12 protein-coding genes are annotated in these 12,907 nt (G+C 40.1%); 8 read left to right on the top strand and 4 right to left on the bottom strand.

Features of this window, described 5'->3' with window-relative positions; translation table 11 throughout:
• Positions 1-143: 143 nt before the first annotated feature.
• On the top strand, positions 144-968 hold the full coding sequence (locus CEF22_RS17280) for an ABC transporter permease subunit (protein WP_100403828.1): 825 nt from the start codon (positions 144-146) through the stop codon (positions 966-968).
• Entirely contained in the window at positions 965-1,849 is an 885-nt protein-coding gene (locus tag CEF22_RS17275; protein ID WP_100403827.1) for an ABC transporter permease subunit, read from the top strand. Before CEF22_RS17280 ends, CEF22_RS17275 begins: the two co-directional genes overlap by 4 nt.
• Before the next feature lie 315 nt (positions 1,850-2,164).
• On the opposite strand, the gene thiD is transcribed toward CEF22_RS17275, so the two are convergent.
• Positions 2,165-2,989 (bottom strand): bifunctional hydroxymethylpyrimidine kinase/phosphomethylpyrimidine kinase, encoded by an 825-nt coding sequence (thiD, locus tag CEF22_RS17270; protein WP_100403826.1) that lies wholly within the window; start codon positions 2,987-2,989, stop codon positions 2,165-2,167.
• Positions 2,990-3,136: 147 nt separating this feature from the next.
• Between thiD and CEF22_RS17265 the strand changes: the two genes are divergently transcribed.
• Positions 3,137-4,621, top strand: a complete 1,485-nt coding sequence (locus CEF22_RS17265; protein WP_100403825.1) for a phytoene desaturase family protein — start codon at positions 3,137-3,139, stop codon at positions 4,619-4,621.
• A gap of 75 nt (positions 4,622-4,696) precedes the next feature.
• On the opposite strand, the gene CEF22_RS17260 is transcribed toward CEF22_RS17265, so the two are convergent.
• Entirely contained in the window at positions 4,697-5,116 is a 420-nt protein-coding gene (locus tag CEF22_RS17260; protein ID WP_095479996.1) for a universal stress protein, read from the bottom strand.
• A gap of 15 nt (positions 5,117-5,131) precedes the next feature.
• Positions 5,132-6,595 carry a SulP family inorganic anion transporter gene (locus tag CEF22_RS17255; RefSeq protein WP_100403824.1) on the bottom strand — a complete coding sequence of 488 codons (1,464 nt, stop codon included), beginning with the start codon at positions 6,593-6,595 and terminating at the stop codon, positions 5,132-5,134.
• A 155-nt stretch (positions 6,596-6,750) separates the two neighbouring features.
• On the opposite strand from CEF22_RS17255, the gene CEF22_RS17250 reads away from it, so the two are divergent.
• The 5 genes from CEF22_RS17250 (at position 6,751) to CEF22_RS17230 (ending at position 11,802) form a co-directional block, all read left to right on the top strand.
• Positions 6,751-7,293: a recombinase family protein gene (locus tag CEF22_RS17250; protein ID WP_100403823.1), complete on the top strand. Its 543-nt coding sequence runs from the start codon at positions 6,751-6,753 to the stop codon at positions 7,291-7,293.
• Positions 7,294-7,328: 35 nt separating this feature from the next.
• Positions 7,329-8,171 (top strand): polysaccharide deacetylase family protein, encoded by an 843-nt coding sequence (locus tag CEF22_RS17245; RefSeq protein WP_100403822.1) that lies wholly within the window; start codon positions 7,329-7,331, stop codon positions 8,169-8,171.
• 97 nt (positions 8,172-8,268) lie between these two features.
• Entirely contained in the window at positions 8,269-8,988 is a 720-nt protein-coding gene (locus CEF22_RS17240; RefSeq protein ID WP_095479992.1) for a YebC/PmpR family DNA-binding transcriptional regulator, read from the top strand.
• A gap of 214 nt (positions 8,989-9,202) precedes the next feature.
• Positions 9,203-10,051 carry a flagellin N-terminal helical domain-containing protein gene (locus CEF22_RS17235; protein ID WP_100404068.1) on the top strand — a complete coding sequence of 283 codons (849 nt, stop codon included), beginning with the start codon at positions 9,203-9,205 and terminating at the stop codon, positions 10,049-10,051.
• Positions 10,052-10,371: 320 nt separating this feature from the next.
• A complete protein-coding gene (locus CEF22_RS17230) occupies positions 10,372-11,802 on the top strand; it encodes an MDR family MFS transporter (protein WP_100403821.1) in 1,431 nt (476 codons plus the stop codon).
• Positions 11,803-11,898: 96 nt separating this feature from the next.
• Here the strand turns inward: CEF22_RS17230 and CEF22_RS17225 are convergent, their stop codons facing one another.
• Positions 11,899-12,702 (bottom strand): DeoR/GlpR family DNA-binding transcription regulator, encoded by an 804-nt coding sequence (locus CEF22_RS17225; RefSeq protein ID WP_100403820.1) that lies wholly within the window; start codon positions 12,700-12,702, stop codon positions 11,899-11,901.
• Positions 12,703-12,907 lie beyond the last annotated feature (205 nt).

The following is a 12,907-nucleotide window of genomic DNA, read 5'->3' as shown; positions in this document are numbered from 1 at the left end:
TTTCTATAGATTGTTCATTTGGTTGTTGTATCCAAAAAAGTTAATACTTTATGGTAAAATAATGATATTTAATGAAGTAATTGCTAATCTTATCGGTTTTATTTTTTGAAAATATAGTCTTTTGAAAAAAAGGAGGGATCTGTTTGGCTAAATATATGATAACGATTTTTGTATTTTTTTTGATGTCACATCTTATTTTGTTGATTGGAGGACAACCTTTTTTACCTACTATTGTGGAAACGTTTCATCAACTTCAGTCACCATTATCAATGACTTATATGAGTCGCTCTGGTTTTACAGAGCATTCTTTATTTCCTTATTTACTTTTTTTATTTTCGTATTCTTTTTCTATATTTTTTCTTTCTTTTGGAATGTCTCTTTTAGGAACTTTTATTTTATTAAATTGCTATTATTATGTTTCTGAACGTTGGAGACGTGCTTTGAGAAGAGGATTAACAGTAATAGAGTCGATTCCTGATCTCTTGATTATTTTAACTATTCAGTTAGTAGTTATTTATATTTATCAATCAACAGGGATTAAATGGTTGAGTATTGCAGATTCAGGGGATGGTCGTCCAATTGTGTTACCGGTGTTTTGTTTGACGGTCATTCCAACGATTCAACTCACTAAAATGGCGATCCATTATCTACATGATGAATCAGGGAAAACCTATATTGAATTTGCTTATGCAAAGGGGATCGATCATCATTTGATTTTTTATAAGCATTTATTCCGTAATATTATACCGCCACTTTTTTATCACTCTAAGTCGGTATTTTTATTTATGTTATCTTCGATGCTGATTATTGAATATGCGTTCAATATAAACGGTTATATGTCATTTTTGCTACGTAGTATTATGACGCCAGCTACGTTGTTTGTTTGGCTTTCTTTGCTGTTCACTACTTTTTTTCTTTACTTCCAGGTGGGTTCTATTTGGTTAAAGAAGAGGGGGGTTAGGATATGAAGAATGCGTTTCAATCTAAAGGATTCTTAGTGGGGTTCATTGGTATTATTTTGTTATTAGCAGTTAGTGTATGTATCCCATTTGTAGAAGACGGAACAAATCCCTCTGTTCAACAGAAGGAAGATGGAACTTGGCTATCAGCTCCTTACCACCCAAAAGATCTTCCGCCATTTGGCAGTGATAAATATGGTAATAGCATGTTTTACAAAGTCATAGATGGAGCAAAATATACACTCAGTTTAATGTTAGTGGTCAGCTTTCTTCAAGTGATGTTAGGGGTGATTCTCGCAGGGATTCTCGTTTTATGGGGAGGGCGGTTCAAAAAGCACATATATACTATATTGGAATCCTTTCAATATATTCCTACCATTTTTCTAGCTATTATTTTTATGATGCCAATGATGATGATAGAGTTGGAAGATGTGAGCTTTCCAATGTTATTGTTGCAATGTATGATTATCGTTCTTGTCATGTTGCCTTCAGTAACCGTATTAATTGCACATAAGATTGAGTTGATTATGAAGGAGTTATACATAACAGCTTCTCTTCTGCTCGGAGCAGGTAAATATCATTTGTGGAGAGTGCATATTTGGCCGTTCTTAAAAGGCCCAGTGATTATTTTATTTCTCCAACAGTGTGTACAAGTTTGCTTATTATTCATTTATTTAGGCTTTTTTAATATTTATCTAGGTGGGCAAGTGGAGAGATCCGGGATTGAGAAAGCAGAACATCGCTCCTTGAGTAATGAATGGAGTGGCCTAATCTCTATGGATCGTTTAGAAATATTTGTAGCACCTTGGATTGTTCTGTTGCCAGTAGCTATGTTTTCTTTAACTATCTTCCTGTTAAATGTGATGAAGGAAGGATTAACGAAAAATTAAAATGCTAGAAGATAAAGCGGGTGTCCAAAAAGTCGAAGAAATCGCTCATAAGGTGAAAGAAACGGCTAGAAAGTCGAAGAATCTGTTCGTAAGGTGAAAGAAATGGCTAGAAAGTCGAAGAAATCGCTCATAAGGTGAAAGAAGCGGCTAGAAAGTCGAAGAACCTGTTCGCAAGGTGAAAGAAACGGCTAGAAAGTCGAAGAACCTGTTCGTAAGGCGAAAGAAAGGGCCAGAAAGTCGAAGAAATCGCTCATAAGGTGAAAGAAGCATCCAGAAAATCAATGAAAACTGACTTTCTGGACAGCTCCTTTCACTTTATTCCACAGTTACTTTACAGCCAGTTTCATTATATTTGCCATAAGCTGCATGGTTCGTTGGTCCGACGCCTCGTTTAAAGCTAAAGGAATAACGGATAGCGGCGGTAATGAATTGTTTCGCTTTCTCCACCGCTTCTGGCACGGTACTTCCCTTAGCTAGTTCAGCTGTAATGGCTGCCGAGTAGGTGCAGCCTGCTCCGTTTGTATGAATCGTATCAATGCGTGGGGCTTCTAATAAATAAAATTGTTCCCCATCAAATAGGACATCAATGGCTGGCCCTTCTAGGCGACCGCCTTTGACGAGGACATATTTTGGTCCGAGGCGATGGAGCGCTTGTGCAGCTTCTTTCAACTCTTCGACAGATGTTAGTGGATCGACTTCTAATAGTTTTGCTGCTTCTGGCATATTCGGTGTAATGATTGTTGCTAATGGCAAGAGTTTAGTTTTCATCGCATCAATCGCATCATCCTTGAGTAAGGCAGAGCCCATTTTGCCGATCATCACTGGATCGACGATAATATTAGCTACATCAGCTTCCTCAATCCACTGTGCTACTTTTGTAATAATTTCCTCAGTAAAAAGCATCCCCGTCTTCAACGCGTCAGCGCCAATGTCGTGTAAGGCGGTATATACTTGTGCCTCAATTGCTTCAATGGATTGAGGAAAGACCCCTTGCTCGGTGCGTGGATGGCTAGCGACAATCGCCGTAATCGCACTCATGCCAAATACATCTAGCTCTTGAAATGTTTTGATATCTGCTTGAATCCCAGCTCCGCCTCTAGCAGCTGACCCAGCAATTGATAATGCTCGAGTAATCGTCATGAAAATCTTGTCCTTTCCAAATAGGTGGTAGTTTCATTATATCGGGGAGGGACGGAAGGAAGCAATGATCGCCACCTAACCGGAGAAAGAGCTAGAAGTTGAGTTTCTTCATTTTCCCCCTTCATAATGAGGGTAGGAGGAATGGATATGTCAAAACGTGTCATGGTTGTAGGAGCAGGTATAGCGGGGTTAACAGCTGCTTCATTGCTTGCGAAAGTCGGATATCAAGTGACAGTGTTAGAAGCATCGTCTGAACTTGGAGGTTGTGCTGGGAAATTTCAAAGGCGTCAGCTTTTATACCCAGCAGGAGCAACGTTAGGAATGGGACTTGAGCCAAATGGTATCCACGAACGGGTATTTCGTTTTTTGCAGAAGCCGTTTCCGATCGAACCGTTAGAAGTGGTGATGGAGATGATTCACCCTACTCATACTTTTACATTTTATCGCGATCGAATCCGGCATGTAGAGCAAATGAAAGTTCAATTCCCGCAAGAGGCGAAAAGGATTGAGGCATTTTATCAGGAAATCTTTGAAACAGCACGGATCGTGCGGACATTGATGCAGAGATTACCGATTTTACCGCCAACGACCGTTCAGGAGTGGGGCTACTTAATGGCATCGATTCGCCCTATTCATGTGAAACTGTTACCTGATTTTCACCGAACATTACATGATGTGTTAAAAAAACACTCTCTACATACATTGCGGCCTTTCGTTCATATGCTTGATGGGTTGCTCATTGATAGTATGCAGACGGGGAGCCAGGCCGTGTCTTATTTGATAGCAGCAGTCGCTCTCGATATTTATCACGAAGGAGCTTTTTATGTTCCAGGCGGTTTGTATCGCCTAGCTGACATGATGGGTGAAAGCATAGTAGAGAACCAAGGCATCATTAATAAAAGAAGAACGGTGACGAAGATTGTTCCATTTGGTAATGGCTGGATCATACACGATCATCGCGATCAATCGTATGAAGCTGATTTTCTGATTTTAAATAGCGCCATTCAGCAACTGCCGCAATTACTGGAACCAAAGCTAGTTCAGCAGCTGAAAAAACCGCTGAAGCGGCATATCGATGAACCGACGTGGGTGACGCTCACATTGTATATCACTGTTAATGTGCAAAAGCTAGGTGAGCCGTTTCCGTTATTTAGGCAAATTTCAACGAGCCATGATGGGAATATGGCAGAAGGAGAGCATTTTTTTATGTCTGCCTCCGAATTAGGAGATCGCAGGCGAGCGCCAGACGACTATCAAACAATTACGATCTCTACGCATTCGGATCCAGCTCACTGGGCAACAAAAGAGCAATACGACCACTATCGGGCTGTCTTGGCAGAAAAAATGTTAACAGCGGTCGAAACGGTCGTGCCCTCTTTCCGAGAAGCGATTGAATCCATCGAATACGGAGCACCAAAGGCGTGGGAAAACTACACGAAAAGACCAAATGGCTACGTCGGCGGCTTTCCGCAAACAGTCGCTCATGCTTTATTCCGCTCCATTTCACACCGCTCAGGTCTCAACAATCTTTATCTTTGCGGCGATCATATTTTTCCTGGTGGAGGAACGATTGGAGCAGCGACGAGCGGAATTCATGTGGCTCGATCGATTGCGAAGAGTCGGTTGGTTTAAAACAATTTAGCGATAAACTGTCATATTGTGTGACAGTTTTTTGTTGTTTAATGTTCTAACAGTCCGTTTTAGTTACTATTTTACAATAAGAACAGGCCCATTCACTCGTTTGACGACTTTGTGGCTAACGCTGCCTAACACCATTTCTTGCAAGGAGTTAAGACCGCGGCTTCCGATGATCGTCATATCGAAGTTTTCTTTATTGGCGTAATCGACAATAGTAGGGGCGGGTTCACCATGTAATATATTCAGTTGATAATTGATATTGTTTGCTTTTAGTTGTTCTTCAATCGGTAACAGTCGTTGTCTTCGAGCAAGCGTTAACTCTTCTTGGCTTTGTGCATGAAGCACTTCATTTTTCGCTTTCGCATAATCAGCGACGAATACGAGGTCAATGGCACAGTCATTGGTGAACGAAGCGATTTTGATTGCTTCTTCCGTAGCGCGCAAAGAATGCTTAGATCCATCGACAGCTAATAAAATACGTTTATACATACTATCACTCTCCATTTAGTGGGTCGATACTTTTGCTTGTAAGTCATCATAGATCGCTAGTTGATCTACAAGCTTTTTACTGGCGGAGTTGAGGTTCTTGATCGTTACGTGATTGTTGTTCTCACGGTATTTCATCACGACTTTATCGATCGCACCGACAGCGGAATCATCCCAAATATGAGCGTTAGAAAAATCAATAATAACTTTGCAATTTTCCGTGTTAAAATCAAAGGAGTCGACAAATCCTTCCACGGAGGCAAAAAATAATTGACCTTCCACCGCGTAGATAAGCTGGTGTTTTTCTTTTAAGCCGTTAACTTTAATTTTTGAGATTTTTGCAACAAAGAAAATGGCACTTAATAGTACACCCGAAATAACCCCTTTAGATAAGTCGTGAGTAGCGACGACGATGCTGACGGTTGCTAACATAACAACGGCGTCACTTCTCGGTGCTTTCTTTAAGTAAGAGAAGGATGACCAGTCAAATGTGCCAACTGACACCATAATCATAATCCCAACAAGAACAGGCATCGGGATTTGTACGACTAAATCACCTAAAACAATGATTAAAAACATTAAAAATAGACCAGCAGTGAGTGTAGATAGTCGCCCGCGTCCGCCTGATTTAACATTAATGACGGACTGCCCAATCATCGCACACCCAGCCATTCCACCGAAGAAACCAGTGGCAATATTGGCGATACCTTGTCCACGTGTCTCTCTATTCTTATGACTGTCTGTCCCTGTCATATCATCGACAATCGAAGCCGTTAATAATGTTTCTAACAAACCGACAATGGCTAGAGCGATTGAATAAGGGAAAATAATTTGCAACGTTTCTAATGTAAAAGGAACATCTGGGATGAAAAACGATGGCAATGTTTGCGTAATATTCCCTAAATCACCGACTGTTCGCAACTCTACTCCGCTAAAAAGCGCGACAGCCGTTAAAGCAACGATAGCAATTAATGGTGCTGGAATCGTTTTAATGAATCTTGGTAACGTATAAACAATGACTAACGTGATCGCAACAAATACATACGTCATATTGGAAATGCCAATAAAGTGAGGAACTTGTGCCATGAAAATTAAAATAGCTAGTGCATTCACGAAGCCGATCATGACAGCTCGTGGAATAAATTTCATCACTTTAGCGACTTTAAATACCCCAAATAAAATTTGAATGACTCCTGTTAAAATCGTAGCGGCTAATAAATAATTTAATCCATGCTCTCTCACTAACGGAGCCATGAGCAATGCCATTGCTCCCGTCGCAGCGGAGATCATCGCTGGTCGACCGCCGACGAAGGCGATAATGACAGCGATACAAAAAGAAGCATATAGCCCAACCATCGGATCGACTTCTGCGATGATAGAAAAGGCGATAGCTTCTGGAATTAAAGCTAGTGCGACGACAATTCCAGCGAGGATATCGGCTCTCACATTGGAGAACCATTCTGTTTTTATTTTTTCAATCACTATGTTAACACCTCATTTATCAATATCAAGCTTGCTCATTCATAGAGAGAAGTGTAACATCTTTAGTTTCAAAATAGAACCCTTTTGGGAATAAAAATTCGTAAATATTATGTTAAGATGAAAGAAAACTTCACCAAAAATGAAGGAGAAAAAAGATGCTTATAGGATATATGCGACCATCTCAAGACGACCCAATTTGTTCGACTCAAGAGAACTTATTAAATAACTATTCGTGTCAAAAAATATTTATCGAGGAACATTCATCAGCGAAACGAAGAACTCAACTAGATCATATGATGGCTCATCTTGAACCGAGAGATAAAATTATTGTAGAAAAATTATTTATCTTAGCCGATTCGACCCGTCATTTAGTTGAGCTGTTAGAACAAATCGATGAAAAAGGAGCGTTTCTTTGTTCTTTGAAAGAAGGAATTGATACGAGTGATGAGCGGGGCTATTCATTTAAAGCGATCGTACAGCATTTAGTTGCCTTCCAAAGCGATGTCATCAGTGAAAAAACGAAGCAAGGATTATACGAGGCAAAGCAAAAAGGTGTCACCACTGGACGACCGCGAAAGCCGGATGAAAATGTAAAAAGAGCCATTGTGATGTATGAAAGTAAAAAATACAGTTTAGCAGAAATTAAAGCAGAAACAGGGATTAGTAAATCAACGCTGTATCGTTATTTAGAGAACTAATGTCTAGTTTGAGATGAAAGAATGAGGGGGAAAATATGAAGGCAGGATTTTTATTAATCAGTACGTGCTTATCTTTATTGCTGCTTCAAGGGTGTAGTCAAGAAGAGGAGCAAGCATCGATTCCAGTAGAGAAAAAGGAAGTGGTAGAAATTTCGGAAAAGGTGCCGGAAGAAGCGGTGAAGCCGATTGACTTAAGTGCTTTTGAGCGCAAGCCAATGCAATGGGGCGAACAAGTGGATGGAGTAAGGACGAGAATGAAAACGAATGAGAAAAAGATCGCACTCACGTTTGATGCTTGTGGAGGAGCTCATGGTAGTGGCTATGATGAAGAGTTAATTTCCTTTTTACGAGCGGAACAGATTCCGGCTACGCTGTTTTTAAATGAACGATGGATTCATGCGAACGAGGCGCTTTTTTTAAAACTGGCGGCTGATCCTTTGTTTCAAATTGAAAACCATGGAACGGAGCATGCTCCGTTATCTGTGGTAGGCGGGGAAGCGTGGGGAATTGAGGCAACCTCCTCGCCCCAAGAGGCCTACGATGAAATCATGAACAATCATGAAACAGTTAAAGCATTGACAGGAAAAGAGATGACGATGTTTCGATCAGGTACAGCTTATTACGATGAGGTGGCTGTTCAGTTAGCTGAGGAGCTCGGATATCAAGTAGTTAATTATGATGTGCTCGGTGATGCGGGAGCGACATTTTCTAGCGAGCAAGTGAAACAAGCGTTAACGGGTGCGAAGGCAGGTTCGATTGCTCTTTTACATATGAATCAGCCACAAAGTGGAACGGCTGAAGGAGTCAAGCAAGCGGTGCCAGTTTTACGAGAGCAAGGATTTACGTTTGTGTTGCTTGAAAATGAAATACTACAATGAAAGTAACTGTAGTTTTCCAGAAAAAAAGTTGAAGAAGTCACCTACTTTTATAATATAATTATGGGTGCAGACTTAATTCAGAAAGAGAGTGGTCATAATGGGCCGTAAATGGAACAATATTAAGGAAAAAAAAGCGTCAAAAGATGCCAACACTAGTCGGATCTATGCGAAGTTTGGACGGGAAATTTATGTGGCAGCAAAGCAAGGCGAGCCAGATCCGGAATCTAATCAGGCATTAAAAGTGGTGCTTGAGCGTGCAAAAACGTACAGTGTGCCGAAAGCAATCATTGATCGGGCGATTGAAAAGGCGAAAGGCGGGTCAGAAGAAAACTTCGACGAACTTCGTTATGAAGGCTTCGGACCAAACGGCTCAATGGTGATTGTCGATGCATTAACGAATAACGTTAACCGTACAGCATCAGAAGTTCGCGCAGCCTTTGGTAAGAACGGCGGAAACATGGGCGTGAGCGGATCAGTTGCTTATATGTTTGATGCAACAGCTGTTATCGGTGTAGAAGGAAAAACGGCTGATGACGTGCTTGAGTTATTAATGGAAGCAGATGTTGATGCACGCGATATTTTAGAAGAAGACGAAGTGGTGATTGTTTACGCTGAGCCAGATCAATTCCATGCGGTGCAAGAAGCGTTCAAGCAAGCAGGAGTGACAGAATTTACAGTAGCTGAATTAACGATGCTTCCACAAAGTGAAGTTCAACTGTCAGAAGAAGCTCAAGCGCAGTTTGAAAAAATGATCGATGTATTAGAAGATTTAGAAGATGTTCAACAAGTGTACCACAACGTTGATTTAGGGGAATAATATAGGGAAGCAGACCAATGTTCTTTGAACAGTGGTCTGCTTTTTTGTGAAGCCTAGAATGTTAAGCTTTACATTACTCCCCTTGTATATATTTAGAAAATGCTTATCCAACCGATATAAAGAACATACACCAAGAAATGACAACGGATAGCAAGATAGATAGGAGGGCGATGTTGTCGATGTAAGGTGATTTTTGACAACAATGATGATTGATATGAGAATTAATCATAATGTAATGGCGATGTATTCTTATCGGATGTTTAATAAGGCATTAGCCGCACAGGGTCGGGCGATGGAGCGATTGTCTTCAGGTTTGCGGATTAACCGAGCGGCTGATGATCCGGCGGGACTAGCGATCTCTGAAAAAATGCGTGCACAAATTCGTGGGCTGAATCAAGCTTCGCGCAATGCGCAAGATGCCATTTCTTTAATTCAGACGGCAGAAGGCGGGCTAAATGAAACGCATGCGATTCTTCAGCGGATGCGCGAGCTTTCTATACAGGCAGCCAATGATACCCTGAGTGAGGGAGATCGACTAGCGATACAGGAAGAGATTGATCAGTTAACGGAAGAAATCACGAGAATCGGCGGCGATACAGAGTTTAACACGCTGAAATTGCTCGATGGTTCGAAAAATGAATTTAAGATTCAGGTCGGGGCTAATGCTGGGCAAACAATTACTCTTGAAATGTCTGACATGCGAGCGGCAGCAATCGGGTTAACTGGCTCTGGGACAGGGTACACAACAAACGGCACACTTGATATGTCCTCCGCTGATTCTGCTTCATCAGCCAGTTCGATTATTGATAAAGCCATTGAAAGGGTATCATCTCAACGCTCTAGACTAGGTGCTTACACAAGAAGGCTTGAACACACGATCAACAACTTAGAAAACACAGCGGAAAATTTAACAGCAGCAGAATCACGTATTCGGGATGCCGATATGGCAAAAGAAATGATGGAATACGCCAAACAATCCGTCTTGGCGCAAGTCGCAATGGCGATGATGGCTCAAGCTAACCAGCAGCCGAGTTTGATCTTGCAACTGTTGAAAGGGAACTAAAGGTGGTCATTCGACAAAACTCGGGGAGTGACAGGCACCTTATTATTTGTTTTAATAGAAGTAACTAAACATGGAAGGTGGAAGAGCACATGATTTTATAATCCTATTACAAGAAAAAACATTCGTTATTATTTTTGGAATGGTTTTCTGAATAGGATTTGTAATGTGCTGATGTAAATGACAAGAAATCTATTTAGGTTTCTTGTGTTTATTTTCCCCATTATGCCTCCTATTCGAAGATGGATAGGGGGTTTTGTTTGTGCATATAAATAGATGCACCATCTCATGACTAATTAAAAATTTCTTATACGGAGGATTATATGCAACCTAATATAAATAAAAAAGTGATCTTAGTTACTTTTATGATTGGTGCGTTTTTTGCGATATTAAATGAGACCTTGCTTAATATTGCATTAACACAGTTGATGGACGTATTTCATGTTGATGCACCAACGGTACAATGGTTAGCTACTGGGTTTATGCTTGTAATGGGTGTGCTAATGCCTGTTTCTGCTTTACTCATTCAATGGTTTACGACGAGGCAAATGTTTATCGGTGTGATGACTGTTTTTTTAGCGGGAACGGTTATTGCGGCTTGTGCAGTGAATTTTCCTATGCTGTTAACAGGACGTATGGTTCAAGCAGTCGGAACAGGACTATTAATTCCAGTGATTATGAATGCTTTACTTTTCCTTTATCCTCCTGAAGTTCGCGGGAAAATTATGGGAACGTTTGGTTTAGTCATAATGTTCGCTCCTGCACTCGGTCCAACTTTATCAGGAGTGATTGTTGATTTATTAGGATGGTGTTGGTTATTTATTTCCGTTATTCCATTTACCGTGTTTTCAATCTTATTTGCGTTGAAATATTTACAAAATGTCGGAGAGGTGACTCGCCCTAAAGTAGATGTTCTCTCGATCATCCTTTCAACGATTGGAATTGGCGGAATTGTTTATGGCTTTAGTAGTGTGGGGGAGCATTCAAACGGTTTTTTATCGATAACGATTCTTTCGACCCTATCGATTAGTGTGATCAGCTTGATTTTATTTGTACTCCGTCAGTTAAAATTAGAGGAACCGTTGTTAGATGTTCGTGTATTTAAATATAAAAACTATACGCGCGGAGTTAGCCTTTTTGTCATTGTCATTATGGCGATGTTTGCTTCTGAAATCGTCATGCCGATGTACTTACAAGGTCCTCTAGGCTATTCAGCGAAGATGGCAGGATTATTATTATTACCAGGTGCCCTATTAAACGGTCTCATGTCACCAGTAATGGGGACTTTGTTTGATAAATACGGTCCAAGGAAATTAATTATCCCTGGTACAATTGCGTTAGTGATGGTGATGATTTTCTATAGCAATATTAGTCCATCGATTTCGACTTGGTCGTTTGTGTTAGTTTATATTGTTTTAATGCTATCGGTATCAGCGATTATGATGCCTGCTCATACGAATGCGTTAAATGAATTACCGAAGCATTTATATCCCCATGGAACAGCAATTTCCAACACATTGCAGCCTGTCTCTGGCGCACTGGGAGTATCAATCTTTGTCAGTATTATGACGCAAGGAAGTACAAGTCATCTTGAAGAACAATCAGCTCCTATTACCAAACAGTTAATGAATGAAGCGATGACGATAGGTGTTCATCATGCCTATTGGTTTGCTCTAGGATTATGTGTTTTAGCGTTCTTGATTGCTTTATTCGTTAAAAAGGCGGTAGCACCTGATTTTGAGGTAGAGAAGTAAGATAAAAAAAGGATTACTGAATTCCGTGAGAACTTTGTTGATCCCTCGCATTAACAGAGTTCTCTATCCTCTTAGTAATAAAATAATTCCACAAATTTAACTGTTAAATTCGTTTCTTCCGGGTTCTTTATCCTCTTGGTAATAAAATAATGGTACGCCGTTCTGATCGTACTGTTTGACGATTTCAGGTGCAATCATCGGGTCTGTGATGATGCCGTTAATCGATGATACGTCCCCGATTCTCAACATAGAAGTAGCATTGAATTTTGTATGATCAGCTACAACGAACGTGTTCGTAGCATTTTGGTGCATAGCTATCTTCACTTCACATTCTCCATGTCCGTTATCCATCAAACCTTCTTTCAATGAAATGCCACTAATACTCATGAAAAAAGTATCAATATGAAACTTATTCATTTGTTTAATAGCGGATGCACCGACAATACATAACTCTGAATTACGTAGGCGCCCACCAGGTAAGAGCACGTCGAAATTAGGGTTTTGGCTTAAAATAGTCGCGATAGTAAGTGAATTCGTTACAATTGATAATTTGGTGAATTTTTTTTGTAATTGTTTAGCTATTTCTGTATTTGTTGTACTGACATCTAAGGCGAGGAAGTCGCCCTCTTGCACATAATGGCACGCTTCCATAGCAATGTATTGTTTTTCTTCTATATTTATCGCTTCTCTAACTAAAAAGTTGGTTTCTGGTATGTTCGTTTGGTTAATCATAGCGCCGCCGTGTACCCGTTTGATATGCCCTTCTTCCTCTAAGTATTCTAAATCTCGACGAATTGTTTCAGGTGTTACTTTTAATTGCGTACTTAAAAAGCCGACTTTGGCTGTTTGGTTTTGTTGCAGAAATTTCATTATGAATTTAATGCGATCATCTTTTAACAATGGTATACCTCCATATTTCTATCTATGTAAAATCAAATTATAACAATATTATACTAACAAATGCTGATGAAATACTTTAAATTTACCCTTTTCATTTCCTAACATGGAATTTACAAAAATCTTTAATTTTCTTTACAATCCGTCTATATAATCATAATTACAAAGAAAAACAAAAAATAAATAAAGAAAAGTAAAGATGGAAGGT

Origin of the sequence: Bacillus sp. FJAT-42315, from assembly GCF_002797375.1 — a bacterium.
Classification (GTDB): domain Bacteria; phylum Bacillota; class Bacilli; order Bacillales; family Domibacillaceae; genus Bacillus_CE.
This window is presented reverse-complemented; position numbering and strand designations above follow the sequence as displayed.

What these genes read in the sequence shown, in the direction of transcription:
- CEF22_RS17230 (WP_100403821.1), top strand. Translation starts at nt 10,372, where the DNA reads ATGCAACCTAATATAAATAAAAAAGTGATCTTAGTTACTTTTATGATT.
- CEF22_RS17245 (WP_100403822.1), top strand. Translation starts at nt 7,329, where the DNA reads ATGAAGGCAGGATTTTTATTAATCAGTACGTGCTTATCTTTATTGCTG.
- thiD (WP_100403826.1), bottom strand. Translation starts at nt 2,989, where the DNA reads ATGACGATTACTCGAGCATTATCAATTGCTGGGTCAGCTGCTAGAGGC.
- CEF22_RS17275 (WP_100403827.1), top strand. Translation starts at nt 965, where the DNA reads ATGAAGAATGCGTTTCAATCTAAAGGATTCTTAGTGGGGTTCATTGGT.
- CEF22_RS17260 (WP_095479996.1), bottom strand. Translation starts at nt 5,116, where the DNA reads ATGTATAAACGTATTTTATTAGCTGTCGATGGATCTAAGCATTCTTTG.
- CEF22_RS17240 (WP_095479992.1), top strand. Translation starts at nt 8,269, where the DNA reads ATGGGCCGTAAATGGAACAATATTAAGGAAAAAAAAGCGTCAAAAGAT.
- CEF22_RS17265 (WP_100403825.1), top strand. Translation starts at nt 3,137, where the DNA reads ATGTCAAAACGTGTCATGGTTGTAGGAGCAGGTATAGCGGGGTTAACA.
- CEF22_RS17250 (WP_100403823.1), top strand. Translation starts at nt 6,751, where the DNA reads ATGCTTATAGGATATATGCGACCATCTCAAGACGACCCAATTTGTTCG.
- CEF22_RS17235 (WP_100404068.1), top strand. Translation starts at nt 9,203, where the DNA reads ATGAGAATTAATCATAATGTAATGGCGATGTATTCTTATCGGATGTTT.